Genomic DNA, 25,678 nt, shown 5'->3' on the forward strand with positions numbered 1-25,678 from the left:
TTTGGAACTCTGGCTCAGAGTCCGGTCAGGGGCGGCGCCTTGAGACGGGGCCCCTGGTAACCCGTCACCTCGCCAAAGCGCGGATGACCGCTCTCCCAGTCGGCGGCGGCGGTGCGAATGGCCTCCTTGTCGACGCTCACGAAGTTCCACCAGATTTGCAGCGGTCTGGGCAGGGGCTCGCCGCCGATGAGCAGCAGCCGGGCACCCGGGCGCAGGGTCAGCGCCACCTCCCGGTTGCCGGGGGGCAGGTAGAGGAGCTGCTCCGGGGCCAGGGCCTCCCCTGCGACGATGGTCTCCCCCGCGAGGGGAAAGAGGCCGTGCTCGAAGGCGGGATCCAGGGGGAGGGTGATCTCGCCTCCCTCGGGGGCGTGCAGATCCAGCCCCAGAATGGGGGAGAAGTGCAGGGTGGGGGCGCGCTGGCTGCCGTGCTCGCCGATGAGCAGAGTGAGGGTGATCTCCCCTTGCTGCCAGCGGGGGAGCGTCGGGTAGTGATCGAAGCGGGGCGGGGTATGCTGATCCGCCTCGGGCAGGGCTATCCAGAGCTGGGCGGCGTGCAGATCGGGCTGGTTCGGGACCGACTCCTCCGTGTGGGCGATGCCCCGTCCTGCGGTCATCAGGTTCACCTGGCCCGGACGGATCACCTGCTTGCTGCCCAGGCTGTCCTGGTGGAGGATCTCCCCCTCCAGCATCCAGGTGAAGGTCTGCAGGGCGATGTGGGGGTGGGGCCCCACATCCATGCCGGGGGCGCCGGGGGCAAAGCGGGTCGGGCCGATATGATCGAGAAAACACCAGGGCCCGATGGTGCGCCGCTCCTTGACCGGGATGGCGCGAGCCACCGGGATGCCGCCCACATCGGTGAGGCGGGAGGCAATGCGTTGCCACTGTTGTGTCATGGGGTGCTCCTTGTCGAGGAAAGGGTTGGCGCACGCGCGCAGGTGGCTGCGTCTGCAGGGGGACGGACATGCCGTCTCGCCCGGTGCCGGTGAGTGATACCGAGGTTACTATGCCCCAATCCGGCGCCGGATGGCAAAGACGGGGCACAGCGCCTGCCCTGAGGGCCCCGCCCGGCAATTGCAGCCGGGTACTGTATGAACGTACAATAGTCCCATCCCACTCTTGAGCCCGACCACCTGCATGACCGACATCCAGCCCCCCCCTCCCGTGACCCCGCCGCTCGACGGCTTCATCCTGACCCGCCATGGTCGGGATGTGCAGGGGCGTACCGAGATCGTGATGTGGCTCTGGAGCGCACAGGGACCGGTACGGGTGGTGGTGCCGGGGCAGGAGCCGGTCTTCTTCCTGCCGGAACGCCACCTGGAGGAGGCGGCCGAGCTCTTCAAGGGGGCCGGGGTGAGGGGGCGTTTTCGCCGCCTCCCCATGCACACCTTCGAGGGGAGCCGGGTGGTGGGTTGCTACTTTGCCACCCTGAGTGCCTTTCACCGCGCCATCGAGCTGCTGCTCATCCGCGGATTGGAGCACTTTGAGGCAGATATCCGCCTGCCCGAGCGCTTTCTAATGGAGCGCTTCATCACCGCCGGGATGCGCTTTGACGGCAAGGCGAGGCGCAAGGGGGGCAGGCAGGGTTACTGGGAGGTAAACGAGGCGCGTTGTGCGCCGCAGGCAGTGACGCCGACCCTCTCCTGGGTCTCCCTGGACGTGGAGTGCGCCATGGATGGCACCCTCTTTTCGGTGGGGCTTCATAGCGAAGAGGACGCGCGGGTCATCATGATTGGTGCCCCGGAGCCGGACTCGCAGGACTGGGAGACCCCCGTCGAGTGGGTGGCGGACGAGCCCGCCCTGCTCGGTGCCCTGGAGGGCTGGTTCAGCCTGCACGATCCCGATCTCGTCATCGGCTGGAACGTGGTGAATTTCGACTTTCGCCTGCTGCTGCGCCGCGCCGAACTCCACAAGCGGCGGCTGCGGCTCGGGCGCGGGCGGGAGCTCTGCTTCTGGCGCTCGTCCCGAAACGACCCCCAGAGCGGCAACGTCATCATCCCGGGGCGCATGGTGCTGGACGGCATCGATACCCTCAAGAGCGCCACCTGGCAGTTCCCGAGCTACAGCCTGGATGCGGTGGCGAGCGAGCTGCTCGGGCGGGGCAAGGACATCGAGGACGTGGCCAACCGGGGGGAGAAGATCACCGAACTGTTCCACTCCGACAAGGAGGCGCTGGCCCGCTACAACCTGGAAGATTGCAGGCTGGTGTGGGAGATCTTCGATTTCTGCCACCTCATCCCCTTTGCCATCGAGCGTGCCTCTCTCACCGGTCTTGAGCTCGACCGGGTGGGCGGGTCGGTGGCGGCGTTCACCAACCTCTATCTGCCACGGCTGCACCGCGGTGGCTATGTGGCGCCCAACCTGCCGGCAGACGGCGGGCTCGCCAGCCCCGGCGGCTATGTGATGGACTCAAAGCCGGGGCTCTATCGCCACGTGCTGGTGCTCGATTTCAAGAGCCTCTATCCCAGCATCATCCGCACCTTCTGCATCGACCCCATGGGGCTGGTGGAGGGGCTCAAACACCCGGATAACGCCATTCCAGGCTTTCGCGGCGCCCTGTTCTCCCGAACCCGTCACTTCCTGCCGGATCTCATCGCCACCCTCTGGGCGGCGCGGGATCGGGCCAAGGCCGCCAGTAACAAGGCCCTCTCCCAGGCCATCAAGATCATCATGAACTCCTTCTACGGGGTGCTGGGGTCGGGGGGCTGCCGCTTCTACGACCCGAGGCTCGCCTCCTCCATCACCTTGCGGGGCCACGGCATCATGCAGCAGACCCGGGAATGGATAGAGGCAGAAGGGTTCGAGGTGATCTATGGGGATACCGATTCCACCTTCGTGCACCTGGGGAGCGATATCCGTCTCGAACAGGCGGACGAGATTGGCCAGCGACTGGCGAAGATGATCAACGACAACTGGGCCGCGCTGATCAGGCGGGAGTTCGACCTGCCGAGCCATCTGGAGATCCAGTACGAGACCCACTACCGCCGTTTCCTGATGCCCACCATTCGCGGGCTGGAGAAGGGGAGCAAGAAACGCTATGCGGGGCTGGTGGGCGAAGGGGAAGGGGAGCATCTGGTGTTCAAGGGGCTGGAGACGGTGCGCACCGACTGGACCCCCCTTGCCAAGGCATTCCAGACCCGGCTCTACGAAATGGTGTTCCACGACCAGGATCCCAGCAGCTATGTGCGCACCATGGTGGACGAGACCCGGGCCGGCCGTCACGACGATCTGCTCATCTACCGCAAGCGGCTGCGTCAGAAACTCGAGGAGTATCAGAAGAACGTGCCACCCCATGTGCGGGCGGCGCGCCTGGCGGACGAGGAGAATCTGCGCCGCGGCCTGCCCCAGCGCTATCAGCACAGGGGCACCATCGCCTACCTGATGACCCTGAACGGCCCCGAGCCTTTGGAGTACCGGCGCAGCGCCGTCGACTACGAGCACTACATCGACAAGCAGCTCAGGCCCATCGCCGACGCCATCCTTCCCTTCGTGGGGGAGTCGTTCGAGCGGATCTGCGGCCAGCAGCTCGATCTCTTCTGACAACGCGAGGTAAACGCGGCGGCCATGGCACGACAATGGCGGCCCGCGGGCCAGAGGGGACAGGAGGCAGATGACGGGGAAGAGCGGGTGTCAGAGCCGACCAATGCAAAAAGCCCGCTATCAAGCGGGCTTTTCAAATCTGGTGCGTCCTAGTGGATTCGAACCACCGACCCCCACCATGTCAAGGTGATGCTCTAACCAGCTGAGCTAAGGACGCAGGGTGCGCAAGGTGACTTTGTGTGTCATTACAGGGGAGTGGTGGGTTTAATTGGATTCGAACCAACGACCCCTACCATGTCAAGGTAGTGCTCTAACCAACTGAGCTATAAACCCACATCTGTGTTCAACCGGATTCGAACCAACGACATTGCCTACGCCATGTCAAAGTACTGTTCTAACCGACTGAGCTATAAACCCACATCAAATTCATATCTGCAATTTATTCAAACTGTTATGGTGCGTCCTAGTGGATTCGAACCACCGACCCCCACCATGTCAAGGTGATGCTCTAACCAGCTGAGCTAAGGACGCATAACAGGGTTTCGTGATGGTGCGTCCTAGTGGATTCGAACCACCGACCCCCACCATGTCAAGGTGGTGCTCTAACCAGCTGAGCTAAGGACGCATCACGAAAAGTGGTGGGTTTAATTGGATTCGAACCAACGACCCCTACCATGTCAAGGTAGTGCTCTAACCAACTGAGCTATAAACCCACTTCATAAACCGGGCTGAAAACCCGTTTTATCCCGCCAGCACTGCTGGCGTGGTCGGCATACTACCCATGGCCCCCAAGGCTGTCAACAAGGGACATGCACAAAGGAGACTGTTTGCCCAGTTCTTGTGCAGCCTGTTGATTTTACAGGCGAGCCGCCCCAAAAGTGCGGCTCCCCGTGCCCCTGGCCGCGCCCTATTGCGCCCGGGAGAGGGCGGTGCAGGCCGCGGGGCTGGCGAAGCGGCCGTAGATGACGCGCAGCCGCGCGCCCAGCATCAGGGCGGCGGAGGTGAGACCGACGATGAAGCCTATCCAGAAGCCCTGCGGGCCCATGCGCGGTACCACCCAGTCGGTCAGCCCCAGGATCATGCCGGTGGGCAGACCCAGCCCCCAATAGGCGACGATGGTGACGTAGAAGATGGCCTGGGTGTCCTTGTAACCGCGCAGGGCCGCCGCGGCCACCACCTGTACCGAATCGGAGATCTGGTAGATGGCGGCGAAGAAGAGCAGGGTGGCGGCGAGGCCGATCACCTGCAGGTCGTCGGTGTAGATCCCCGCGATGGGGTCGCGCAGCAGCACGGTGAGGGCGGCGGTCGCGGCGGCGACGCCCATGCCCAGCATCAGGCCGGTGCGGGCGGCGACCCTGGCCTGATCCGGTTGACCTTCCCCTATGTTGTGACCGACCCGGATGGTCACACCGACACCGATGGACAGGGGCAGCATGAAGACCAGGCTGGAGAAGTTGAGCGCAATCTGGTGACTCGCCACCGTCTCCGCGCCGAAGGGGGCCAGCATCAGGGCGACCACGGTAAACAGGGTCACCTCGCAGAAGATGGCCATGGCGATGGGGAACCCCAGGCGAAACAGGCGCCAGATCCGGCTGCCGTTGGGGCGTGCCAGCTGGGCGAACAGGTTGATGCGCTTGAAGTGGGCAGAGCACTTCACATAGACGATCATCGCCAGCAGCATGGCCCAGAGCACGATGGCAGTGGCCACGCCGCAGCCGACGCCGCCGAGTTTCGGCATGCCGAAGTGGCCGTGAATGAAGATGTAGTTGGCGGGGATGTTGACCGCGAGCCCCACGAACCCGATCACCATGGTCGGCATGGTGTGGGAGAGCCCCTCACTGAAGTTGCGCAGCACCTGGAACATCACGAAGGCGGGCAGGCCCCACAGGATGGCGTGCAGGTAGCCGGCAGTCTTGGCCGCCATGACGGGATCCACATCCATGAACTGCAGTGCCAGGGGGCTGAAGTAGAGTGCCACCATGGCGATGGGCGTGACGATGAGGGCGAGCCAGAAGCCCTGGTGCACGGCGGGGCGCACCTCGTCCTGCTTGCGGGCGCCGTTGAGCTGGGAAACGATGGGGGTGAGGGCCATGATGATGCCCTGCACCAGCAAGATGATCGGCAGCCAGAAGCTGGACGCCACCGACACGGCGGCAAGATCCACGGCGCTCACCTGTCCCGCCATCACGGTATCGACGAAATTCATGGCGATCTGGGCCACCTGGGCGACCAGAATGGGGCTGGCTAGACGAACGAGCTGCTTCGCCTCGGACCAATAACGTTGCACTGACACCTCCGAGTGGATCAGATAAAAGAGAAAGAACGGGCAAGAGAGATGGGCTTTTGCCTCCTCGTCCTGAGGAGACAAAATGCGGGGGTGTCATTCTAGCCTGAAAAACCGCCAACGGGGAAGGTCGGCGGCAGATTTGTAGCCGGGATCAGGCGTCTTCGTGATCGCTGATCAGCAGGTTGGCCGCGGCATAGGCCGCCTGCTCGCGCAGATCCGCCGGTACCCGCTCGTCGGAGGCCACGGCGTTGAGCGCCCGTATGCTGGCGGCAATGGCCTGGGGCACATAACCCTGCTCACCGGAGCCAATCTGGTTGTAGGCGATGCGAATGGCTTCACAGCATTGATATACCTGCATTTTTGTTTCCTCGTTCAGTCTGGATTGATTGGGGTCACTATAGCGATCGCGCTTCTCCTTGTCAGCCGGCACCCTTGTCTTGCAAGGTGGCCGGGGGTAACCTGCCGACAATTTTCACAGCCTGGAGAGACTCATGTTCACCGGCATCGTACAAGGGACCGCCGAACTGGTGGCCATCGATTCACTGCCCAATTTTCGCACCCACGTGATCCGCATGCCGAGCCCGGCCTGGGGCGAGGGGCTGGCCCTGGGGGCCTCGGTGGCCCACAACGGCTGCTGCCTGACCGTCACCCGGGTGGAGGGGGATCTGGTCAGCTTCGATCTGATGCAGGAGACTCTGCGCCTCACCAACCTTGGGCAACTGGTGGTGGGTGACAAGGTCAACGTGGAGCGGGCCGCCCGCTTTGGGGACGAGATTGGCGGGCATGCCATGTCCGGCCACATCATGGGGACGGCCGAGGTGACCTCGGTCATCGACACCCCCAACAACCGCCAGGTGTGGTATCGCCTCGATCCTGCGCTCATGAAGTACGTGCTGACCAAGGGCTACATCGGCATCGACGGCATCAGCCTCACCGTGGGCGAGGTGCGCGCCAGGGAGTTCTGCGTCAACCTGATCCCCGAGACCCTGGCCCGGACCAACCTGGGCTGGGTCAAGGCCGGCTGGCGGACCAACATCGAGATTGACCCCCAGACCCAGGCCATCGTCGACACCGTGGAGCGGGTGCTGGCGGCGCGCCAGTAACCACCTGAGCGCTGCCCCCAGGGTTCGAAGAGGAGGGCGGCATCACGGGAAAGGCGCCCTCTTGTGGAAGAGGCGCCGCCCCAGAGCCTTGGAGACTTCCCTATGTTTGTCGTGACATTGACCTATGTGAAACCGCTGGCGGAGATCGATGCCCTGATCCCGGCCCACATTGCGTGGCTGGAGCGGCAGTATGCCGCAGGCCATTTTCTGGCATCCGGGCGTCGGGTACCCCGAGTCGGGGGCGTCATACTGGCGCAGGGCGTGAGCCGAGACGCCCTGGAGGCGATCCTGGCTGAGGATCCCTTCAAGCAGGCAGAGGCGGCCGATTATCAGGTGGTGGAGTTTGTTCCGACCATGACGTCGGCGAAGGCGGCGTGCTTGAGGGAGGCGTGATCCAGCCTGACGTTGGCACCAGAACAAACGGGACCCACAGGGTCCCGTTTGTTTTTGTCTGTGTCTGGACAGGGGGATTCAGAACAGCTGCTCGTCGTCGGCATCCACGAAGAGTTGCAGGCAGTCGCGGGCTTCATCCCGGTGCAGCCGCAGGTGGATGGGGTTGCAGCAGGCCATGCAATCTTCGTAGAACTCCTGATCCCCCTGGCTGGCATCCAGCTCGACCCGGGTGTGGTGGCCGCAGTGGGGGCAGACGATACGCTTGCTGGTGTATTCGATCATGGTGACCTCCTCGGGCCCGTGGGCCGTCTCTGTGCTCCTGCTGATTCTAGTCGCCACAGGGCGGCGCAACCGCGAGCAAGCGCACGTTTATGAGCGGGCTCAAGGGAGGCAGGAGGTCAGTCCGTGTTGCCTACTTGACCCAGCCGGCCAGCAACTCTGCGTTCAGCTCGGCAAGAGAGCGCAGCTCGTGGTTGGCGATGGCCAGACGGGGATCGCCGACCAGCGCCGGGTCCGGTACGATCAGCGCCGTCATGGAGGCTGCCTTGGCTGCCAGCAGGCCGGTGAAGCTGTCCTCGATGGCGAGACAGTGCACAGGCTCGACGCCGAGCTTCTCGGCGGCGTGGATATAGACATCCGGGTGGGGTTTGCCAAAGCGCTCCACCTCGGCGGAGTGGACCGCCATGAAACGGTCCTGGATGCCGAGTTTGCCGAGCACCGCCTCGACCATGGCAAACGGTGAGGAGGTGGCGAGCCCGATCTTGAGCCCTTGGGCCTCGATGAGGTCGAGGGCTTCCAGCACCCCGGCCTTGGGCTGTCCCTCTTGCAGGATGAGCGCGATCACCTGATCCAGGATGCGCTGTACTACCTCTTCCTGGCTGGGGCTGCTCCAGGGGCGGATCCGGTACCAGTGGGCCACCAGCTGATCGATGCGCACCCCTATGGTGGAGTTGCAGTCCTCCTCGGTGTGGAAGTGGCCCAGTTCGGCGAAGACGGCCATCTGTGCCCGTTGCCAGAAGGGTTCCGAGTCGATCAGAACACCATCCATATCGAAGATCACGGCAGTTAACATCTTGTACTCCTGACATAGGTGAAGGGGGGATTATAAGCCTGGTGCTTCAATGGGAAAGGGGCAGTCACCTGCCCCTTGCGCCGGATCACGCAGATAAACGTTTGTTTTTGCGTGGTAAAGCGGATTGTCTAGAACAGTACTTCTACCCGGGCTGCCACCGTCTTGGCCTGCTCCACGGCTTCCTGGCAATCCTGCCCACGGGCGAGCGCCACCCCGAGGCGACGACGACCGGCGATCTCCGGCTTGCCAAAGAGACGCAACTGGGCACCCGGCACCAGGGCCAGTGCCTCGCCAATCCCCTGATAGCGGATATCCTGGCTGTGGCCTTCCCGCAGCACCACGGCAGAGGCGCTCGGACCGTACTGGGTGATGGTGCCGACGGGCAGCCCCAGGATGGCGCGCACGTGCAGGGCGAACTCGGAGAGATCCTGGGAGATCAGGGTCACCATGCCGGTGTCGTGGGGGCGGGGGGAGACTTCGCTGAACCACACCTCGTCACCCCTGATGAAGAGCTCGACCCCGAACAGACCGTAGCCGCCAAGGGCTTCGACCACCTTGGCCGCCACCTCCTTGGAGCGGGCCAGGGCCAGCTCGCTCATGGCCTGGGGCTGCCAGGATTCGCGGTAGTCGCCATCCTCCTGACGATGGCCGATAGGCTCGCAGAAGTGGATGCCATCGACGGCGCGCACCGTGAGCAGGGTGATCTCGTACTCGAAAGGAACGAAGCCTTCGACAATCACCTTGCCACGACCGGCACGGCCCCCCTCCTGGGCATAGGTCCAGCTTTCATCCAGCCTGGCGAGGTCGCGCAGCAGGCTCTGCCCCTTGCCGGAGGAGCTCATCACCGGTTTTACCACGCAGGGCAAGCCGATGGCCTCGACGGCGGCCACAAACTCCTCCTTGCTCTGGGCAAAGCGGTAGGCAGAGGTGGGCAGTCCCAGGGTTTCGGCGGCGAGGCGACGGATCCCCTCCCGGTTCATGGTGAGCTGGGTGGCGCGGGCATTGGGCACCACCTTGACCCCTTCCTGCTCGAGGGCGGCCAGGGTGTCGGTGGCGATGGCTTCAATCTCGGGGATGATGAGGTCGGGCTTGACCTCGGCCACCAGGGCGCGCAGGGCGGCACCATCCAGCATGTCCAGCACGCGGGCCTGGTGGGCCACCTGCATGGCGGGGGCGTTGGCATAGCGGTCGGCGGCGATCACCTCGATACCGAGCCGCTGCAGCTCGATGGCGACCTCCTTGCCGAGTTCGCCTGATCCCAGCAGCAGGGCGCGGGTCGCAGTGGGGCGGGTGGCGGTTCCAAACATCTAATCTCTCCTGAGGTCGGTGGTCAGCAGGGCTGATCCGGGTGAGCAAAAAAAGAGGCACGCATGGCGTACCTCAGGAAGTGGGTGGGTGGGCGCGCTGCTCCAGATGGGTGAGCAGGGTGATGGCGCCGATGATGATGGCCGCCCCCAGCCACAAGCGACCGGGGGGCGCCCAGCCAAATACCAGCCAGCCGGCCAGCACGTTCATGGGCAGCTTGGCAAAATCAAAAGGTTGCACGAAGGAGGCCTCTGCCATGCTGTAGGCGCGGGCGATGGACATCTGGGCCAGTGCCGACAGTACGCCAGAGGCGGCCACCAGCAGCCACTGGGTTTCGCTTGGCCACTGCCATTCAGGGATCGCCAGCATGGCGTTGAACGGGGTGCTGAAGACGAGCAGGTAGACGACGATGGTGTGGGACGACTCGCTGGCCGCCTGATAGCGCACCAGCAAGGAGTAGCCTGCCCAGAAGAGGGCGGCCGCCACCGGCAGCAGGGAGGCCAGGGTGAAGTCGTCGGTCCAGGGTGCCAGGATCAGCATGGCGCCCACAAACCCCGCCAGGGTCGCGAGAATGCGGGCCCGGCTCACTTGCTCTTTGAGAAAGAGGGCTGATCCCAGGGTGGCAAACAGGGGGGAGGTCATCAAGAGCGCGATCCCCTGCCAGATGGGGACGGGGACCGCCAGTGCCCAGAGCCAGAACTGGATGCCGGTCACCGCCAGGGCGACCCGCAGCAGGTGCAGGCGCAGCTGGTTCGTCATCAGGGACTGGCGCAGACCGTGGCGCACCAGCCAGGGCAGCAGGCAGACCAGGGCGATCAGATATTGGTGAAAGGCGACCTGGGTCGAGGGGAGGCCGAGCGTGAAGCTGACATACTGGCTCAGGCTGTTGACGGCGGCGAAGCAGAGGCCTGCCACCATCATCCAGACGGCGCCGGCAAAGGGGGAGTGCCTGCGGGAGGAGGTCATGAGATCCGGATCACGTACAAAAAGTGCGGCGGATCATAACGGCAATCGTTTGTCATGCCAAGGGTGCGGAGTTTGATGAGCCCCTCTCTGCCGAGGAAATGCACAGACATCAAATTTTTTGAATGACTTGAGCATCTATTTTCGCTATCAGGCTTTAATGCCAGTCTTTATAGTGACCTCCATCGACAGCCTGGCTGTTCAATTGACAATCAAATGGAGTTTCACCATGGCCAATATCCTCGTTCTGAAGTCCAGCATCCTGGGCCAGTATTCCCAATCCAACGCCCTGATCGACGGCTACCTGGCCGAGCGCCAGGGTGACACCATCCAGGTACGCGATCTGGCGACCCTGAACCTGCCGGTGCTGGACGGCGAGCTGGCCATGGGCCTGCGTGGTGGCGAGAACCTGAACGAGCGTCAGCAAGCGGTGCTGGCCCAGTCCGACGAGCTGGTCGCCGAGCTCAAGGCGAGCGATCTGGTGATCATCGCGGCCCCCATGTACAACTTCAACATCCCGACCCAGCTGAAAAACTGGATCGATCTGGTGGCCCGTGCCGGCGTGACCTTCCGTTACACCGAGACCGGTCCGGTCGGCCTGGTGGAGAACACCCGCGCCCTGGTGGTCAGCCCCCGTGGCGGCATGCACGTGGGCAATGCCACCGACCTGGTGACCCCCTACATGCGTACCGTGCTGGGCTTCATCGGCATCACCGAAGTGGACTTCATCTATGCCGAAGGCATGGGCATGGGTCCGGAGGCGCAAGCCAAGGGGATCGAGCAGGCCAAGGAGCAGCTGGAAACTCTGGCTTACTGATGCGACTCGGGGCCTCCCCAGTATCCTGAAACAACAACGCAGCCCTCGGGCTGCGTTGTTGTTTTTGGGCAGTCATCGCGCTCTGGCGTCGTTATTCGCGCAGGAAGTGGCGGCAGCCGCTGCCGACCATCAGAAAGACCGCCACGAGGGAGGCCAGCAGCAGGGTGGTGAGCCACTGCTCGGCGCTGTTGGGGACCTGGGGGAGGAAGAGGCTGATCACCAGCAATGTGCAGAGGGTGATCAGGCTGGTTGGTCGAATGAGGCGCATCATGGGTCATCCTTGGCTGCGGGTGGTGAACGAGAGGCTAACCGCGGTCTGTGACAACAAGATGTATCCATACCTCTTGCGAACATCAACGGACCGGGTAGCCACCACCTTAGCAGCTTTTGCCGACGGAGCCAGCGGCATGGGTCGGGTTGTGATCCGGATCCCTATCTGAACTGCTTCTGATCTTCCTGATAGTGGAAATCGCCGCTGGCCAGCCTGGCGACCAGGGCCTCCTTGTCGAGATCCTGCGCCCGGCAAAGATCATCGAGATCCTCGTAGTGATCACGCAGCTGCATGTTGACCAGGCTCAGCAGCATGTTGACATCCATGGTGGCAAAGTTGTTCAGCTTCATGAGGGTTGCTCGTTGTCCAGCAGGTGAAGTTGTTCGATGGCATCGCTGACGCTCTGCAGGTGCAGGCGAATGCTCTGACGCGCCTCGGCCGGCAGATAGTCGGTGAGGGTGTGCTGCCAGCTTCCCGCCTCCGTCTTGAGCTGCTGGAACAGGGTGAGCCCCGCCGGGGTGAAGGAGACCAGGCTGATGCGCTTGTCCTGCACGCTGTTCTCGGTGAACAGGATGCCTTTCTCCACCAGACGATGGATCTCGCGGGAGATCCGTACCTTGTCCATGCCGCTCGCCTCCACCAGCTCCTTCTGGCTGATGGGGTAGTGGGGGCCGAGCACCATCATCAGGCGCCACTGGGGCACGGTGAGTTGGTACCGCTGCTGATAAAACTGTTCAAAGGTATCGCGCACCATCTCAGCGGCGTGAACCAGCTGATAAGGAGGGTAGTGCGCGAGCAGCTCAATGATCTTAGACATATGACATCCTGCTGTGGCGGCTGCATCGGGTGCAGTTTCTCTTGATACTTTGGCCTTGATGATACGTAACACAGGGGCATTTGTCTGACCAGTCACCAGAAAAATGTGCGTTTGCGCACGTGTTCAGTCATCGAATCGGCAATTGGGGTCTCAACTGGCCTGCTTGCCCGCACTCTTTCGCAGCCATATCAAGGCGTTGTGGGTCAGCCAGGCCTCGCGACTCTGCAAGGCGTAGAGCGCCGCCTCGTCACGGCTGCCTCCCTGCCAGCGGCGAGGCTCCTGCTTGGGCAAGCGGCGCTGGCCCAGCAAAGTGGCGGGCACATGGGGATTGACCCCCATTGCCGCCGCCAGATGAGGGCGTGCCGCCGCTTCCCCTTCGCAGACAAAGCTCATCAAGGCCTTGTTGTAGAGCAGCCAGCAGGAGGCTTCATCAAAGCGCACCAGCAGTTGTTGCAGGGCATCCCATTCCCCTTGCCAGGCATAGAGGGTGGAGAGGGGGTGGCGGCAAGCGGGCTCGTCGGCGCGGCAGAGGGCGAGCAGGGCCAGGTACTCATCCCGAGCCTGCCCAAGCTGCCCAAGTCGCAGCAGGCAATCGGCTCGACCGGCCCTGGCCGCGATCAGAGGGCGTGCCTCGGGGACCTGCCAGCCATGGCCCGCGTGGGCTTGCCAGAATGCCTCATCGAACAGGAGGTTGGCATCGGCAATGATGCGCTCGAACCAGCCAAGGCGAGGGAGGGGATCGCGGCTCTCTGCCGCCAGCTCGAACCACTGCTGCCACTGGCGAGTCTGCTCGTTGTCCAGGGACGGGCTCTCTTCAGGCTCGGCCTCGTAGTGATCCTGGCCGAGCAGTAGGTTGAGGGCCGTCTTCATCTGCTGGCGTTGACGCTTGCAAAAATCGAGGAAGGGGAGCTCGCTGGCCGCAGCCTGGTGCAGCATCATGGCCATGGGCTTGTCGCGAAACAGGCAGAGCTCGGCCACCAGGCTGAAGCGATGGCGGGTCGCCGGATCGTTCAGGTCGGTCGGCGCCGGCCAGCAGGCCACCCCCTGACTGAAGCCATAGCTCCATTGGCCCAGAGGATGGCGCTTGTCAAACACCTGCTCCGGGTTGTCGGTGGAGAGGCGACACTGGCTCGGCAGGGCCAGCTGCGCGTCGTCGGCCTGGGCTTCCAGCTCGGCGATCAGGTGATGCAGCGCCTCGGCACTCTTCTCGTCCAGCGCTGCATCATGAGGCAGCAGGCCGGCCAGCGGATCTTGCCAGTCGGGGGCTACGGGCCCCGTCAGACGGGCGCACAGGAAGCCGTGCAGGGCGGGGTAACTCATCTCCTGCTGGCTGTGGGTCTGGATCCATTGATTGAGATGACGGGTTCGAGTGGCTGGGTTCATCGACGCTTCCTCTGGATTTGACGGCCGCGAAGTCTACCTAAAAGTGGGGTTATTTGCAGCAAAGGGGGAACTGAATGCTGCTAATATCGTCAATCTGGCCGCCCGGGAGCGGGAAAAGAGGTCAGACACAGGGGGGAGGGGCTAGGTCCTGCTGCCGCTCTGGGGTAACATGCGCGCCTGCATGACATAAATCGGCCCCGTCCTCTCTCATCCGACGGAGGCGATGCACCTCTATATGACGGGTCTTCCATGAGATGGGCCCATCCGGATATTGAAAGAAGAGATCACCATGTTACAGATTGGCAAGATGAACACCCTGACCGTCGTCGAGATCGAGGAGCGCGGCGCCTGGCTGGCGGCGGGGGAATACGGCGAGCTGCTGCTGCCCAGGCGCCAGTTGCCGGAAGGCGTCGCCGAGGAGAGCGAGGTGTCCGTCTTCCTCTATCTGGATGCGGATTGCGAGCCGGTGATCACCACCGACAAGCCCTTCGCCATGGTGGGGGACATCGTCGGTCTCAAGGTGGTCAACGCCAACAAGATTGGTGCCTTCCTCGACTGGGGCATGAAGAAGGATCTCTTCGTACCAAGCCGCGAGCAGAACAAGCCGATGCAGGTGGGCCATGTCTATCTGGTGCACCTGATGCTGGACAACGAAGGGCGCATGGTCGGTACCAGCCGTCTGGAGCGCTTCCTGCGCATCGACCCCCCTTTCAAGAGCGGTGACGAGGTGACGGTGCTGCCGGGGGAGCACACTCCCCTTGGCATCAAGGCCGTGGTCAATGGCCAGTACGCCGGCATGCTGTTCAAGAACGAGGTGTTCGGCCGCGTGATGACGGGCCGACCGCTGACCGCCTGGGTCAAGCAGGTGCGCGAAGATGGCAAGCTGGACCTGACCCTGCAAAAGCCGGGGCTGGCCCGGATGGATGACGCCGGTGCACGCATCCTGCTGCGTCTGCAAAAGCAGGGGGGCAGCCTTGCGGTGGGAGACAAGAGCGATCCTGACGTCATCTACAAGATGTTCAGCATGAGCAAGGGCACCTTCAAGAAAGCGATCGGCGGCCTCTACAAGCAGGGCAAGATCGTCATCGAAGAGCACAGCATCCGCCTCGTGGGCTCCGACACGCCGGCAGGGGACGAATAAGGTGCCGAGTCCCTGCATCGGTGACTGCCGGGCCAAGGAGGGGCTCTGCCTCGGTTGTGGCCGCACCTTGACCGAGATAGGCCAGTGGTCCACCATGGACAGCGAGGCCCAGCTGGCCCGCATGGCCGAGCTCGATGGCTCGAAGAGCACCCATGCCTGCCCGGGCTGCGGCGAGCCGGCGTTCTGCGCCGTGTCGGCGGGGGAACCCATCGAGCGCTGCTGGTGCAGCCAGCTTCCCGCGTTGCCCATGAGCGATGCCAGCGCCTGCTGGTGTCGCCGCTGTCTGGCCAAGGCCATCGCGACGCGCCCCTGACTCGGGCATCGCAAAAAACGAAAAAGGCGCCTGGGGCGCCTTTTCTTATGCCTGTTGCTGGCGGTGCCAGCGGATATGCACGTCGTGCTCGCTTTGATCCCGGGGGAGCAGGAAGGTGGCGTAGATCACCTCGAACTCGTCCTGATGATCCAGCAAGCCGACCCAGACCTCGGCCCAACGTGCCATGTCCACCGGCTCGCCGAGTTCGGTTGACCAGTCGGCATTGGGCAGGGTTGCCTCCACCGCGCCACGTTGCTCGAACTCGAGGGTGATGTCGACGATTTGTTCGGGGGCCAGCATGTCGGCGGCCTGCTCCAGAAACTGATCATAGGCCCACTCGACCAGCTGATCCGGGCTACGTTGTTCCATGAAATCACTCCAGATACGTCCAGGTTCGCCACTTTAACAAGTATTGGGATGGGCAGCCAGCCCGGGGGCGGTGACGCCGTGCTGTCAAATGGCGGGATCAGGGGATAAGGTTAACAGAGCCGCCAGCAGGGGCGGCGTGACGGGGCGGCCTGGCAAGATGAAGCGACGACAGTACAGAAGGCAGATCAAGCGGCGGCGCGAAACCTGGTGGTGGCACTATCTGCCCCTTCATCGGGAAACCGTCGGCGGCCATCTGGGGCCCGCCTCTGATCCGCAGGATGGCGTTACTCTGTGCCGTGGACCCGGTTCAGGGTGACTTGCCCGAGTTGACCCATCTGACGACGTATCCAGGCCGAGCGCTGCTGCACATAGGGTGAGGGGGGCTTGACCCGATAACGCCAGGGATTGGGCAGGGCGGCGGCGAGCAGGGAGGCCTCGTAGCGGGTGAGGCGTATCGCCGGTTTGCCGAAGTAGTGCCTAGCGGCCGCCTCGGCGCCATAGATGCCGGGTCCGAACTCCACGATGTTGAGATACACCTCGAGAATGCGGGACTTGTCCCAGCCCAGCTCCATCAGCAGGGTGAACCAGGCCTCTATCCCCTTGCGCAGGAAGCTGCGATCGCTCCACATGAAGAGGTTCTTGGCGGTCTGCTGGCTGAGAGTGCTGGCACCGCGCACCCGCCCGCTTTGCTGGTTGTGCCTGAGGGCCGAGCTGATGGCATCCATGTCAAAACCGTGATGTTCGGCAAAGCGCTGATCCTCGGCGGCGATCACCGCCAGTTGCAGCTCCCGGGAAATCTGCTCAAGCGGCACCCAGTCGTGCTTCACCTCGGCCACCTTGGCAGGGGGAAACAGGGCGCGTTCGAGGCGCCAGGTCCACATGGGAGGGTCGATGAAGCGCAGCAGCGCGACCGAGACGATGGTGCTCGCAAAGGCGGCCAGCAGCAGCTTGCCGAGCCAGCCCAGCAGTCGCCGTCTGCGCGAAGGCCTCAAGGGCGCGGGCCCGCCGTCCCAGTCATAGTGGCCAGGATCATCGGGATCCGGAATTATTGGGGCAGCCATTCGATGTGGCAGAACTTCTCGTCGACGCGGCGGGAGAGCAGCATGCGGGCAAACAGGTGCTTGTACTCTTCTTGTTCGTTGCCAAGGCCGACCCAGATCTCGGCATAGTCGGCGTCGCTCACCTCAAATCCCACGTCGGCCGCCCAGTCGTCGGCGGGATCGGTCTCCGCCAGCAGGCCGCGGTCGTTGAACTCCTGATTGAAGCGGACGATCTCCTGCTCGGGCAGGTTGTCGGAGGCCAGCTCCATGAAGAGTTCGAGGGCGGTGTCGAGCAGTTCCTCGACGCTGTGCATTTCGTCATTCAAAGACATAAAAGCCGTGTTCCAGATAAGGGGGGAGGGAAAGTCCGTCGGCAGCGCCTCGGGGTGCGCGGTATTCTAGCTGGCCCTGATGCCCTTGGCGAGATGCCGGGACGCCAGGCATTAAAAAACCGGATCCTGGGAAAGGATCCGGTCTTCATTGGGGGAAGGGGTCGCGCATGGTGCGTCAGCTCATCCCTTCTTCTGGTCGTCGGCGAAGGTGATGTTGAGCTCCAGCACCGACAATTCGTCACTCTTCTGATCAAGCTGGACGGTGATCTTGTCCGGGTCGATCTGCACGTATTTGCGGATCACGTCGAGGATGTCCTGCTTGAGCTGGGGCAGGTAATCCGGCCCCCCTCTGGATGAACGCTCGTGAGCCACGATGATCTGCAACCGCTCTTTGGCCAGTTGTGCGGTGTTCTGTTTCTTGTTGGAACGAAAATAATCCAATAATGACATGCTTAACTCCCGAACAGTCGGCTAAAGAAGCCCTTCTTCTCTTCTTCCAGAAAACGGAAATCCTTGGTGTCACCCAAGAGGCGGGCGACGGCGTCCTCGTAGGCCTGACCGGCATCGGACTCCTTGTCCAGAATGACCGGCTCGCCGGAGTTGGAGGCGCGCAGCACCGCCTGGGACTCCGGGATCACCCCGAGCAGTTTGATGGCCAGGATCTCCTGTACGTCCTGCACGCTCAGCATGTCGCCGCGGTTGACGCGGGTCGGGCAGTAGCGGGTCAGCAGCAGGTGCTCCTTGATGGGATCCTCACCGCGCTCGGCACGGCGGGACTTGGAGGCCAGGATACCGAGGATGCGATCCGAGTCACGCACGGAAGAGACTTCCGGGTTGGTGGTGACGATGGCCTCGTCGGCGAAATAGAGCGCCATCAGGGCACCGGATTCGATACCGGCGGGGGAGTCGCAGACGATGTAGTCAAACTGCATCTCCGCCAGCTGATCCAGGATCTTCTCCACCCCTTCACGGGTCAGGGCATCCTTGTCCCGGGTCTGGGAGGCGGGCAGGATGAACAGGTTTTCGCAACGCTTGTCCTTGATGAGGGCCTGGTTGAGGTTGGCTTCCCCGTTGATGACGTTGACGAAGTCATAGACCACGCGCCGCTCGCAACCCATGATGAGGTCCAGGTTTCTCAGACCAATGTCAAAATCGATGACCACGGTCTTGTGGCCACGCTGGGCCAGACCGGTGCTCAGTGCCGCGCTGGTTGTCGTCTTGCCAACGCCACCCTTGCCCGATGTAACGACTATGATTCGCGCCATTCTCGCTTCCTTGTAACTCTATTTGATTCGGTCTATACGAAGTTGTTCATTGTCGAGCCGGATATGGACCGGCTCTTGTATCACGCCTGCAGGCAATGCATCGCTGAGCTGGAAGGTGCCCGCGATGGAGAGCAGCTCGGCCTGCAATTGCTGGCAATAAATGCGGGCCTTGGGATTGCCCTTGGCCCCTGCGATGGCTCGGCCACGCAGGGCACCATAAACATGGATGCTGTCATCGGCGATGACTTCGGCGCCAGGGCTCACCGAGCCCAGCACCACCAGCGAGGTGCCGGCTGCATAGATCTGCTGACCGGAGCGCACCGGGCCCACGTGGACCTTGCTTGCCTCCACGGGCGCTGGCACCGGGGGAACCGGTGCGGCCTCCACTGGCTTGGGCTCAGGCACTGGCGGCGTCGGCTCAGGTTCTGCCTTGCGGCTCTTGCCTGACACCATGACGGCGAGGCCTGCCGCCTTGGCGGCCGTCTTCATCGCCTCGTCCCGTGCCCCCGTGATCCCGACCAGCACGAAGTCTTCCGACTCGACCAGCTCCCTGAGCTGTTCGAAATCGGGGATCGCCTCGAGGCGTTCCACATTGAGGACGAGGGGGGCACAATTAAAAAACTGGGGGGCCTGCGCGACCTTGGCCTCCAGCAGTTGTCGGATCCGGGCCGGATTGCCATCGCTGAGATGCAACACGGAAATAGTGAAGGTGGTCCCTTTCAATTCGTTATCGCGTTCAACCATGAATCTTCCCCGAACCGAGACGGTAATACGTTATTGTTATTCAATTCCTGATGTTATAGTTTGCCACCACCAGAGGCAATAAACCCGTCGGATTATATCAATTTCCATGTTGTGTGCAGTCTATAAAAGTCGCAAAAAAGCCGAGACCTATCTCTTTATTGAACGAAGAGAGGACTTTTCCCGCGTTCCCGAGGTGCTGATGAGTACCTTCGGGCGTCCCGAACTGGTCCTGATGACCAAACTGGACCCGGCCAAGCCCCTGGGGCTGGCCTCCACGGAGCGGGTGATGGCCGCCCTGAAGAGCCAGGGCTTTTATCTGCAGGTGCCACCGCCACCGGAAAACCTGCTGGAGCAGCACAAGGCGCAATTAAAGGGCGCACGATGAGGGCGGGGCGGCTGGCACTGCTGTTGTCAGGCGCCCTGTCGGAATCGCCGGTGCAGGCTGGCCCCGATTTTGACCAGTACGTGGCGAGCCTCAAAGAGCAGGCGCTGGCGGCGGGCATGTTGCCCGAGACGGTGAGTGCGGCCTTTGCGGATGTACATCTTGTCGATGCTGCCATCAGGCACGACAAAAATCAGCCGGAATTCAAACTGACCCTGGACACATATATTCCCCGGGCGGTGCCGGAATGGAAAGTCAAGCAAGCCCAAACCTTATATCGCCAGCATTTGCCGCTGCTCACAAAAATAGGCCGGGAATATGGGGTACAGCCCCGCTTTATTCTTGCCTTGTGGGGAATTGAAACCAATTTCGGCAAAATAACCGGCCATTATCCCCTTATCTCTTCTCTCTCGACCCTGGCCTGGGACGGTCGCCGTGAAGCCTTCTTCAAAGGCGAGTTGTTCGATGCCCTGCGCATTCTGGAGCAGGGACATGTGAACCCCGCCAACTTCAAGGGATCCTGGGCGGGGGCCATGGGGCAGGTGCAGTTCATGCCCTCGTCATTCCTGCGATACGCGGTGGATCAGGACGGGGACGGCAAGAAGGATCTCTGGGGCAATCTCGCGGATGTATTTGGATCGGCTGCCAATTATCTGAGTCAGAACGGCTGGCGCGAAGACCAGACCTGGGGACGGCGGGTGAGGGTGCCAGAGCGCCTGGACCCCGCCTTGCTGGGGCTTGATACCCGCAAGTCCCTGGCGACCTGGCAGGCCCTCGGGGTTCGCCAGCAGGACGGCTCACCTCTGCCTGCGTTCGACATGCAGGCCTCCCTCATCCGCCCCGACGATATTCACGGGCGAAGCTACCTTGCCTATGACAATTACCGGGTACTGCGTCACTGGAATCGCTCCCCCTATTTCGTGGTGGCCGTCGGCACCCTGGCCGATCGCATCGTGAAATAGCTCTCCCCCGTTCTCCTGTCACGGCGAACGGGTGGAGGTGATATGCCCGTCTCTTTTTATCCCTTGTCGGCCTCCCTTTATCCACGAACGCTGCCCTTTAAATCGCGACCAAAAAAAAGGTTCTTCGCGGGATCTTGGGGAAGTGGAAGTTGACAGACAGGGTGCTGGTAAACTGGCTGTCTCCAAACACACCACCACCATCACCCTGCTGTCGCCGTGCATCATATTGATATTGCCTCCTTCTGGCCAGGTTATACCGTCATCGCCCAAGCGCTTTCTGCCAACCATCACACCCTGTTTACCCTTGAGCCTCGCGCCGACCTGTTGCCCCGTTGTCGCCGATGCCTGCAACCCACGCCATTGATCCACGACCAACGTATCCGCCGGGTGCGTGAGCGAGACCTATTTGACCGACAAGTCTGGTTACAACTGCCTGTTCGCCGCGTCGACTGTCTGCGCTGTGGTCGCGTCAGTGAACATATCGACTGGCTCCCCTCTGGCTCCCGCCTCACCCGGCGCATGCAGTGCTGGATTGAAGCGCTCGTTCAGTACCTCCCCATCCGCCATGTCAGCCAGCTCACCGGGGTCGGTTGGCACACCATCAAGGAGATCGACAAGCGCCGTTTGCAGACCAGTGTGGGCACCATCGAACTTGGGGAGGTGCGGCGGCTGGTGATGGATGAGTTTGCCCTGCACAAGGGACACCGCTATGCCACCGTGATCATGGATGCCGAGCGAACCCGCGTCCTGTGGGTGGGGCACGGCAACAGCCGGGCCGCTATCCGTCCCTTCTTCGAGCAGCTCGGCGAGCGATGCCAGCAGATTGAGGCGGTGGCGATGGACATGAACACGGCGTTCGACCTGGAGGTGAAGCAACACTGCCCGCAGGCGGAGGTGGTCTACGACCTGTTCCACGTGGTGGCTCGCTATGGCCGAGAGGTGGTGGACCGGGTGCGAGTGGAGCAGGCGAATGCACTGAAAAGCGATAAACCGGCGCGAAAAGTGGTCAAAAGTGCGCGTTGGTTGCTGCTACGTAATCGGGCGAAGCTGAGTGAAAAACAGGATGTGAAGTTGCAGGAGCTGTTGGCGGCGAATCAACCGCTGGCGATGGTGTACGTGCTGAAAGAGGCGTTGAAGGGCATCTGGTATGCGCCGAGCGTGTGGGAAGGATGGCGACGATGGCGGAGCTGGATGCGGCAGGTGAAGGAAAGCGGGCTAGCGCCGCTGCAACGATTTGGTCGAAATTTATCGAAATATATGCGGGGGATCCTGGCGAGTGCAAACTACCCGATGCACACGAGTGTGCTGGAAGGGGTGAACAACAAGATCAAAGTGATAAAGCGTATGGCATATGGATTTAGGGACTCAGAATACTTTTTTCTGAAAATCAAGGCGGCCTTCCCCGGAAAGCCGCGATGAACCAAAAAAAAGCGGGAATATATCCCGCTTTTTTCATGTCATCGCGACTCGGCGTTAGTCGCAGGCAACCTGCATCACCTTGATGGCCAGGCCACCGCGGGAGGTCTCGCGGTACTTGGAGTCCATGTCCTTGCCGGTGATGTACATGGTCTCGATCACCTTGTCCAGCGACACACGCGGCTTGGAGGTGCGACGCAGGGCCATGCGGGAGGCGTTGACCGCCTTCATGGCGGCGATGGCATTGCGCTCGATGCAGGGTACCTGTACCTGGCCGGCCACCGGGTCGCAGGTCAGACCCAGGTTGTGTTCCATGCCGATCTCGGCGGCTTCACAGACATGCTCGGGGCTGCCGCCCATCAGCTCGGTCAGGCCGGCGGCGGCCATGGAGCAGGAGACGCCCACTTCACCCTGGCAGCCCACTTCGGCGCCGGAGATGGACGCGTTCATCTTGTAGAGCATGCCGACGGCGGCAGCGGCCAGATAGAAGCGGGTGTACTCGTCGCGGCCCACCGGCTGGATGAACTTGTCGTAGTAGGCCAGCACGGCGGGGATGATGCCGGCGGCGCCGTTGGTCGGCGCGGTGACGACGCGGCCACCGGCGGCGTTCTCTTCACTCACCGCCAGGGCGAACATGTTGACCCAGTCCACGATGTTCATGGGATCGTTGGAGAGGTTCTCGTTGGTGGTCAGCTGGCGGTAGAGCGGCGCGGCGCGGCGCGGTACGCGCAGCGGGCCGGAGAGGACGCCCTCGGTGCGGCAGCCGCGCTCGATCCCTTCCCGCATGGTGGTCCAGATCTTGCCGAGTTTCTTGTAGATCTCTTCCGGGGTGTTGAAGCACTTCTCGTTTTCCATCATCAGGGCGGAGATGGAGAGACCGCTCTGGCTGCAGTGAGCGATGAGCTCGGCGGCACTCTTGAAGGGATAGCTGACGGACATGTCGCCGCTGTCACCCTTGCCAAAGTTCTCTTCGTCGACGATGAAGCCACCACCGATGGAGTAGTAGGTCTTGCTGTAGACGGCGTCATCTTCGATGAAGGCGGTCAGCCTCATGCCGTTTTCGTGCAGGGGCAGGGCCTCGTCATGGAAGATCATGGCGCCCTTGGGGAAGCTGACGGTATGGCAGTGCAGGCCGATGGGCAGACGACCGGTCTGCTCCACGCGGGAGATGAATTCGGGGATGGCGTCGATGTCGACGTTCTCCGGCAGGTTGCCCGCCAGACCCATGATGATGGCGGTATCCGTGTGGTGGCCTTTGCCGGTCCAGGAGAGGGAGCCATAGACATCGACCTGGATCCGGGTGATGTCACGGATCTTGCCGCCAGCACGCAGTTCATCCACGAACTGTTTGGCTGCCTTCATGGGGCCGACAGTGTGGGAAGAGGAGGGGCCAACACCGATTTTGAAGATATCAAAAACGCTGATCATGTAACAATTACCTCAGGGTAGAAGGGGGCGCCATGCCCACTCGCAGAAAAGGGATCCATGGGACGGGTCTGTCGTCACAAAGGCCAGGGAACCGGATAACCACAGTGTAACGGTTCAATGCCTAAAAAAAGTTGAAACAGATCTATTTTTGTTGAATTCGTGGCGCGAGTATAAAATTTATTTTGATGGTTATCCATTTTGTTAAGCGCCAGACAAACGTTTTGCAAAAAAATACCCGGCGATGCCGGGTATTCGAGTGCCATATGCGGCTTTATCACAGGGGATTAACACTCGGTGATGTTGACGGCAAGGCCGCCTCGTGCGGTCTCCTTGTACTTGGTTTTCATGTCGTTGCCGGTTTCCCACATGGTTCTGATCACCTTGTCCAGCGACACCTTGTGCTCGCCGGTGCCGCGCAGGGCGAGGCGGGCGGCATTGATCGCCTTGACTGCGCCCATGGCGTTGCGCTCGATGCAGGGCACCTGCACCAGACCACCGACGGGATCGCAGGTCAGCCCGAGATTGTGCTCCATGCCGATCTCGGCTGCGTTCTCGACGATGGCGGGGCTGGCGCCCAGCAGCTCGGCCAGGGCACCAGCGGCCATGGAGCAGGCCACACCGACCTCGCCCTGACAGCCGACCTCGGCCCCCGAGAGGGAGGCATTCTTCTTGTAGAGGATGCCGATGGCGGCGGCGGTGAGGAAGTACTGCATCAGCAGCTCGTCATCCACCTTGCGCACGAAACGATCGTAATAGTGCAACACCGCGGGGATGATGCCGGCGGCACCGTTGGTCGGCGCCGTCACCACCCGGCCCCCGGCGGCGTTCTCCTCGTTGACGGCCAGCGCAAAGAGGTCCACCCACTCCATCACCATCAGCGGATCCTTGTTGAAATTGGTCTCGCCACAGAGCTGGCGATAGAGGGCGGGAGCCCGGCGCTTGACCTTGAGGCCGCCTGGCAGCACCCCCTCGCTCTTGCAGCCACGCTCCACACACCCCTGCATCGCCTGCCAGATCTTGCGAAGCCCGGCCTTGATCTCCGCTTCCGAGCGAAACACCTTCTCGTTGGCCAGCATCAACCCCGAGATGGAGAGGCCGCTCTCCTGGCACTGGGCCAGCAGTTCGGCGCCGCTCTCGAAGGGATAGGGGATGGGGTGGGCTGCATCGAAGCGGGCCGCCTCTTCCCGGGCGTTGGCGAAGTGACTCTCCTCGATGATGAAACCGCCCCCGATGGAGTAGTAGGTCTGCTCGAACACAAGGGTGTCACCCTCATAGGCGCGCAGTGTCATGCCGTTGGAGTGGGCGGGAAGGGTCTTGCGCCGGTTGAAGAGGATGGCGCCGATGCGGGGAAATTCGCTGGGTTGCTCGCCGCCAAGGCAGAGGGTCTGGGTCTGCTCTACCTGGGCGAGGAAGGCGGGAATGGCCTCAATGTCCACGGATTCGGGTTCAAATCCGGCCAATCCCAGGATGATGGCCTTGCCGGTGCCGTGCCCCTTGCCGGTCTGGCCCAGTGAGCCGTAGCACTCGACGACGACGCGTCCGGTACGGGAGAGGAGTGCGTTCGCTTTGAGGGTCTGGATGAAGGCGCAGGCGGCCCGCATCGGTCCCACGGTATGGGAGGAGGAGGGGCCTATCCCGATGGAAAACATGTCGAAGACACTGATCATGACGTACTCCAATTATGGATTTCGTCTAAACATTGTAAATTTTTTGTAGTCGTTGAAAAGGGGGGAGATAGCGGGGTGTGATGGCGGTAGGGAAATGGGCGCGGGAGAGACGCGCCATGGGGGAACCGCTCGGCATCCCATGGCGCCCGTGATACATCAGTCGAGGAACTCGCACAGATAGGCGGAGGCGATCTTCACTTCCAGCTTGAAGGAGGAGTGACCGGCCACGTCGAAGGATTCTCCCTGCTGGTAGGTGTGCCACTCATCTTCGTCGGCCAGCTGGATGGTGAGGGCGCCCTTGATCACCGTCATGCGCTCCGGGGCGGCGGTATTGAACAGGTACTCGCCCGCTTCCATCACACCAACGGTAGCTTTCTCGCCTTTTTGCTCGAAACCGATGGATTTAACATTTCCGTCAAAATATTCGTTAACTTTCAGCATCTTTTCTTCCCTGTATGCACGTTTGCAGAGCCAACGTAGCACACTGTTTTGGATGTTGTCATGGTAAAAGGAGCAAAAACAGCCGTGTCTCTTTTGAGGCTTTACTTTCTCATAAAGTTATCAATGCATTTCGTTAACGGATTCTGATGTAAAACGGGGCGCAAATATGAGATAAAGCGCACCGCCAGAGCAATGGAGAGGATTTGACGCTCTGGGTGGTCATTTACGCT

General features: G+C 62.0%; 29 protein-coding genes and 5 tRNA genes. 9 read left to right on the plus strand and 25 right to left on the minus strand.

Features of this window, described 5'->3' with window-relative positions:
* Positions 1-14 precede the first annotated feature (14 nt).
* The gene (locus I6L32_RS16795) at positions 15-893 is read right to left on the minus strand and encodes a pirin family protein (protein ID WP_216944214.1); all 879 of its coding nucleotides are present in this window, start codon (positions 891-893) and stop codon (positions 15-17) included.
* A 241-nt stretch (positions 894-1,134) separates the two neighbouring features.
* Between I6L32_RS16795 and I6L32_RS16800 the strand changes: the two genes are divergently transcribed.
* Positions 1,135-3,537, plus strand: coding sequence for a DNA polymerase II (locus tag I6L32_RS16800; protein ID WP_216944215.1), 2,403 nt, complete (start codon positions 1,135-1,137; stop codon positions 3,535-3,537).
* Positions 3,538-3,677: 140 nt separating this feature from the next.
* Here I6L32_RS16800 and I6L32_RS16805 read toward each other — a convergent pair.
* The 7 genes from I6L32_RS16805 to I6L32_RS16835 form a co-directional block, all read right to left on the minus strand.
* A tRNA-Val gene (locus I6L32_RS16805) sits at positions 3,678-3,754 on the minus strand.
* A gap of 39 nt (positions 3,755-3,793) precedes the next feature.
* Positions 3,794-3,870 (minus strand) — tRNA-Val (locus I6L32_RS16810).
* Positions 3,871-3,991: 121 nt separating this feature from the next.
* Positions 3,992-4,068: transfer RNA gene (locus I6L32_RS16815), tRNA-Val, on the minus strand.
* A gap of 17 nt (positions 4,069-4,085) precedes the next feature.
* Positions 4,086-4,162 (minus strand) — tRNA-Val (locus tag I6L32_RS16820).
* An 11-nt stretch (positions 4,163-4,173) separates the two neighbouring features.
* Positions 4,174-4,250 (minus strand) — tRNA-Val (locus I6L32_RS16825).
* A gap of 194 nt (positions 4,251-4,444) precedes the next feature.
* A complete protein-coding gene (locus I6L32_RS16830; RefSeq protein WP_029314480.1) occupies positions 4,445-5,824 on the minus strand; it encodes an MATE family efflux transporter in 1,380 nt (459 codons plus the stop codon).
* 151 nt (positions 5,825-5,975) lie between these two features.
* Positions 5,976-6,182, minus strand: coding sequence for a YaeP family protein (locus I6L32_RS16835; RefSeq protein ID WP_010674629.1), 207 nt, complete (start codon positions 6,180-6,182; stop codon positions 5,976-5,978).
* Positions 6,183-6,315: 133 nt separating this feature from the next.
* Here I6L32_RS16835 and I6L32_RS16840 point away from each other — a divergent pair, with 133 nt between their 5' ends.
* Entirely contained in the window at positions 6,316-6,927 is a 612-nt protein-coding gene (locus I6L32_RS16840) for a riboflavin synthase subunit alpha (protein ID WP_201921835.1), read from the plus strand.
* A gap of 102 nt (positions 6,928-7,029) precedes the next feature.
* Positions 7,030-7,320 (plus strand): YciI family protein, encoded by a 291-nt coding sequence (locus I6L32_RS16845; protein WP_201984221.1) that lies wholly within the window; start codon positions 7,030-7,032, stop codon positions 7,318-7,320.
* 78 nt (positions 7,321-7,398) lie between these two features.
* On the opposite strand, the gene I6L32_RS16850 is transcribed toward I6L32_RS16845, so the two are convergent.
* The 4 genes from I6L32_RS16850 to I6L32_RS16865 form a co-directional block, all read right to left on the minus strand.
* Positions 7,399-7,602 (minus strand): CPXCG motif-containing cysteine-rich protein, encoded by a 204-nt coding sequence (locus I6L32_RS16850; protein WP_005336871.1) that lies wholly within the window; start codon positions 7,600-7,602, stop codon positions 7,399-7,401.
* A gap of 130 nt (positions 7,603-7,732) precedes the next feature.
* Positions 7,733-8,392, minus strand: a complete 660-nt coding sequence (gene hxpB, locus I6L32_RS16855; protein WP_048207610.1) for a hexitol phosphatase HxpB — start codon at positions 8,390-8,392, stop codon at positions 7,733-7,735.
* 128 nt (positions 8,393-8,520) lie between these two features.
* Entirely contained in the window at positions 8,521-9,699 is a 1,179-nt protein-coding gene (purT, locus tag I6L32_RS16860; protein ID WP_041211381.1) for a formate-dependent phosphoribosylglycinamide formyltransferase, read from the minus strand.
* A gap of 73 nt (positions 9,700-9,772) precedes the next feature.
* On the minus strand, positions 9,773-10,663 hold the full coding sequence (locus I6L32_RS16865; protein ID WP_216944216.1) for a DMT family transporter: 891 nt from the start codon (positions 10,661-10,663) through the stop codon (positions 9,773-9,775).
* 226 nt (positions 10,664-10,889) lie between these two features.
* On the opposite strand from I6L32_RS16865, the gene I6L32_RS16870 reads away from it, so the two are divergent.
* Entirely contained in the window at positions 10,890-11,477 is a 588-nt protein-coding gene (locus I6L32_RS16870; RefSeq protein ID WP_010674635.1) for an FMN-dependent NADH-azoreductase, read from the plus strand.
* A 91-nt stretch (positions 11,478-11,568) separates the two neighbouring features.
* Here I6L32_RS16870 and I6L32_RS16875 read toward each other — a convergent pair whose 3' ends face one another.
* The 4 genes from I6L32_RS16875 to I6L32_RS16890 all read right to left on the minus strand — a co-directional run bounded on the left by I6L32_RS16875 (position 11,569) and on the right by I6L32_RS16890 (position 13,948).
* Entirely contained in the window at positions 11,569-11,748 is a 180-nt protein-coding gene (locus tag I6L32_RS16875) for a hypothetical protein (RefSeq protein ID WP_010674636.1), read from the minus strand.
* 161 nt (positions 11,749-11,909) lie between these two features.
* Complete coding sequence (locus tag I6L32_RS16880) at positions 11,910-12,098, minus strand: DUF4250 domain-containing protein (protein WP_043155974.1); 189 nt, start codon at positions 12,096-12,098, stop codon at positions 11,910-11,912.
* On the minus strand, positions 12,095-12,565 hold the full coding sequence (locus tag I6L32_RS16885; protein ID WP_010674639.1) for a MarR family winged helix-turn-helix transcriptional regulator: 471 nt from the start codon (positions 12,563-12,565) through the stop codon (positions 12,095-12,097). The genes I6L32_RS16880 and I6L32_RS16885 overlap by 4 nt, the downstream gene beginning before the upstream one ends.
* A 150-nt stretch (positions 12,566-12,715) precedes the next feature.
* Positions 12,716-13,948, minus strand: a complete 1,233-nt coding sequence (locus I6L32_RS16890; RefSeq protein WP_039039097.1) for a UPF0149 family protein — start codon at positions 13,946-13,948, stop codon at positions 12,716-12,718.
* A gap of 271 nt (positions 13,949-14,219) precedes the next feature.
* Here I6L32_RS16890 and I6L32_RS16895 point away from each other — a divergent pair, with 271 nt between their 5' ends.
* Together I6L32_RS16895 and I6L32_RS16900 are read left to right on the plus strand one after the other, a co-directional pair.
* Positions 14,220-15,089: a S1 RNA-binding domain-containing protein gene (locus I6L32_RS16895; protein WP_042014378.1), complete on the plus strand. Its 870-nt coding sequence runs from the start codon at positions 14,220-14,222 to the stop codon at positions 15,087-15,089.
* A gap of 1 nt (position 15,090) precedes the next feature.
* Positions 15,091-15,402, plus strand: a complete 312-nt coding sequence (locus I6L32_RS16900) for a DUF1289 domain-containing protein (protein ID WP_048207615.1) — start codon at positions 15,091-15,093, stop codon at positions 15,400-15,402.
* Between the two features lie 45 nt (positions 15,403-15,447).
* On the opposite strand, the gene I6L32_RS16905 is transcribed toward I6L32_RS16900, so the two are convergent.
* The 6 genes from I6L32_RS16905 to minC all read right to left on the minus strand — a co-directional run bounded on the left by I6L32_RS16905 (position 15,448) and on the right by minC (position 19,152).
* A complete protein-coding gene (locus tag I6L32_RS16905; protein WP_010674643.1) occupies positions 15,448-15,771 on the minus strand; it encodes an HI1450 family dsDNA-mimic protein in 324 nt (107 codons plus the stop codon).
* 284 nt (positions 15,772-16,055) lie between these two features.
* Positions 16,056-16,763, minus strand: a complete 708-nt coding sequence (gene mtgA, locus I6L32_RS16910; RefSeq protein WP_080767838.1) for a monofunctional biosynthetic peptidoglycan transglycosylase — start codon at positions 16,761-16,763, stop codon at positions 16,056-16,058.
* A gap of 53 nt (positions 16,764-16,816) precedes the next feature.
* Positions 16,817-17,143: an HI1450 family dsDNA-mimic protein gene (locus I6L32_RS16915; protein WP_216944217.1), complete on the minus strand. Its 327-nt coding sequence runs from the start codon at positions 17,141-17,143 to the stop codon at positions 16,817-16,819.
* 180 nt (positions 17,144-17,323) lie between these two features.
* Entirely contained in the window at positions 17,324-17,593 is a 270-nt protein-coding gene (gene minE, locus I6L32_RS16920; protein WP_010674646.1) for a cell division topological specificity factor MinE, read from the minus strand.
* A 2-nt stretch (positions 17,594-17,595) separates the two neighbouring features.
* The gene (gene minD, locus I6L32_RS16925) at positions 17,596-18,408 is read right to left on the minus strand and encodes a septum site-determining protein MinD (RefSeq protein ID WP_010674647.1); all 813 of its coding nucleotides are present in this window, start codon (positions 18,406-18,408) and stop codon (positions 17,596-17,598) included.
* A gap of 18 nt (positions 18,409-18,426) precedes the next feature.
* Positions 18,427-19,152: a septum site-determining protein MinC gene (gene minC, locus I6L32_RS16930; RefSeq protein ID WP_039039101.1), complete on the minus strand. Its 726-nt coding sequence runs from the start codon at positions 19,150-19,152 to the stop codon at positions 18,427-18,429.
* A 106-nt stretch (positions 19,153-19,258) separates the two neighbouring features.
* Between minC and I6L32_RS16935 the strand changes: the two genes are divergently transcribed.
* The 3 genes from I6L32_RS16935 to I6L32_RS16945 all read left to right on the plus strand — a co-directional run bounded on the left by I6L32_RS16935 (position 19,259) and on the right by I6L32_RS16945 (position 21,915).
* Complete coding sequence (locus tag I6L32_RS16935; RefSeq protein WP_029314494.1) at positions 19,259-19,537, plus strand: YcgL domain-containing protein; 279 nt, start codon at positions 19,259-19,261, stop codon at positions 19,535-19,537.
* The gene (locus I6L32_RS16940; RefSeq protein WP_216944218.1) at positions 19,534-20,496 is read left to right on the plus strand and encodes a lytic transglycosylase domain-containing protein; all 963 of its coding nucleotides are present in this window, start codon (positions 19,534-19,536) and stop codon (positions 20,494-20,496) included. Before I6L32_RS16935 ends, I6L32_RS16940 begins: the two co-directional genes overlap by 4 nt.
* 216 nt (positions 20,497-20,712) lie before the next feature.
* The gene (locus I6L32_RS16945) at positions 20,713-21,915 is read left to right on the plus strand and encodes an ISL3-like element ISAeme19 family transposase (protein WP_084865641.1); all 1,203 of its coding nucleotides are present in this window, start codon (positions 20,713-20,715) and stop codon (positions 21,913-21,915) included.
* A 54-nt stretch (positions 21,916-21,969) separates the two neighbouring features.
* Here I6L32_RS16945 and I6L32_RS16950 read toward each other — a convergent pair whose 3' ends face one another.
* From I6L32_RS16950 to I6L32_RS16960, 3 genes are all read right to left on the minus strand, one after another.
* On the minus strand, positions 21,970-23,340 hold the full coding sequence (locus I6L32_RS16950; protein WP_039039104.1) for an L-serine ammonia-lyase: 1,371 nt from the start codon (positions 23,338-23,340) through the stop codon (positions 21,970-21,972).
* 284 nt (positions 23,341-23,624) lie between these two features.
* Positions 23,625-25,007 carry an L-serine ammonia-lyase gene (locus I6L32_RS16955; protein ID WP_010674652.1) on the minus strand — a complete coding sequence of 461 codons (1,383 nt, stop codon included), beginning with the start codon at positions 25,005-25,007 and terminating at the stop codon, positions 23,625-23,627.
* Positions 25,008-25,163: 156 nt separating this feature from the next.
* The gene (locus tag I6L32_RS16960; RefSeq protein ID WP_010674653.1) at positions 25,164-25,448 is read right to left on the minus strand and encodes a pyrimidine/purine nucleoside phosphorylase; all 285 of its coding nucleotides are present in this window, start codon (positions 25,446-25,448) and stop codon (positions 25,164-25,166) included.
* Positions 25,449-25,678: the final 230 nt, after the last annotated feature.

This window comes from Aeromonas sp. FDAARGOS 1402 (assembly GCF_019046925.1).
Taxonomy (GTDB): domain Bacteria; phylum Pseudomonadota; class Gammaproteobacteria; order Enterobacterales; family Aeromonadaceae; genus Aeromonas; species Aeromonas caviae.

Coding starts and splice junctions, on each gene's coding strand:
- I6L32_RS16795 (WP_216944214.1), bottom strand. CDS start 893: ATGACACAACAGTGGCAACGCATTGCCTCCCGCCTCACCGATGTGGGC.
- I6L32_RS16800 (WP_216944215.1), top strand. CDS start 1,135: ATGACCGACATCCAGCCCCCCCCTCCCGTGACCCCGCCGCTCGACGGC.
- I6L32_RS16835 (WP_010674629.1), bottom strand. CDS start 6,182: ATGCAGGTATATCAATGCTGTGAAGCCATTCGCATCGCCTACAACCAG.
- I6L32_RS16840 (WP_201921835.1), top strand. CDS start 6,316: ATGTTCACCGGCATCGTACAAGGGACCGCCGAACTGGTGGCCATCGAT.
- I6L32_RS16845 (WP_201984221.1), top strand. CDS start 7,030: ATGTTTGTCGTGACATTGACCTATGTGAAACCGCTGGCGGAGATCGAT.
- I6L32_RS16850 (WP_005336871.1), bottom strand. CDS start 7,602: ATGATCGAATACACCAGCAAGCGTATCGTCTGCCCCCACTGCGGCCAC.
- hxpB (WP_048207610.1), bottom strand. CDS start 8,392: ATGTTAACTGCCGTGATCTTCGATATGGATGGTGTTCTGATCGACTCG.
- purT (WP_041211381.1), bottom strand. CDS start 9,699: ATGTTTGGAACCGCCACCCGCCCCACTGCGACCCGCGCCCTGCTGCTG.
- I6L32_RS16865 (WP_216944216.1), bottom strand. CDS start 10,663: ATGACCTCCTCCCGCAGGCACTCCCCCTTTGCCGGCGCCGTCTGGATG.
- I6L32_RS16870 (WP_010674635.1), top strand. CDS start 10,890: ATGGCCAATATCCTCGTTCTGAAGTCCAGCATCCTGGGCCAGTATTCC.
- I6L32_RS16875 (WP_010674636.1), bottom strand. CDS start 11,748: ATGATGCGCCTCATTCGACCAACCAGCCTGATCACCCTCTGCACATTG.
- I6L32_RS16880 (WP_043155974.1), bottom strand. CDS start 12,098: ATGAAGCTGAACAACTTTGCCACCATGGATGTCAACATGCTGCTGAGC.
- I6L32_RS16885 (WP_010674639.1), bottom strand. CDS start 12,565: ATGTCTAAGATCATTGAGCTGCTCGCGCACTACCCTCCTTATCAGCTG.
- I6L32_RS16890 (WP_039039097.1), bottom strand. CDS start 13,948: ATGAACCCAGCCACTCGAACCCGTCATCTCAATCAATGGATCCAGACC.
- I6L32_RS16905 (WP_010674643.1), bottom strand. CDS start 15,771: ATGGAACAACGTAGCCCGGATCAGCTGGTCGAGTGGGCCTATGATCAG.
- I6L32_RS16915 (WP_216944217.1), bottom strand. CDS start 17,143: ATGTCTTTGAATGACGAAATGCACAGCGTCGAGGAACTGCTCGACACC.
- minE (WP_010674646.1), bottom strand. CDS start 17,593: ATGTCATTATTGGATTATTTTCGTTCCAACAAGAAACAGAACACCGCA.
- minD (WP_010674647.1), bottom strand. CDS start 18,408: ATGGCGCGAATCATAGTCGTTACATCGGGCAAGGGTGGCGTTGGCAAG.
- minC (WP_039039101.1), bottom strand. CDS start 19,152: ATGGTTGAACGCGATAACGAATTGAAAGGGACCACCTTCACTATTTCC.
- I6L32_RS16935 (WP_029314494.1), top strand. CDS start 19,259: ATGTTGTGTGCAGTCTATAAAAGTCGCAAAAAAGCCGAGACCTATCTC.
- I6L32_RS16940 (WP_216944218.1), top strand. CDS start 19,534: ATGAGGGCGGGGCGGCTGGCACTGCTGTTGTCAGGCGCCCTGTCGGAA.
- I6L32_RS16950 (WP_039039104.1), bottom strand. CDS start 23,340: ATGATCAGCGTTTTTGATATCTTCAAAATCGGTGTTGGCCCCTCCTCT.
- I6L32_RS16955 (WP_010674652.1), bottom strand. CDS start 25,007: ATGATCAGTGTCTTCGACATGTTTTCCATCGGGATAGGCCCCTCCTCC.
- I6L32_RS16960 (WP_010674653.1), bottom strand. CDS start 25,448: ATGCTGAAAGTTAACGAATATTTTGACGGAAATGTTAAATCCATCGGT.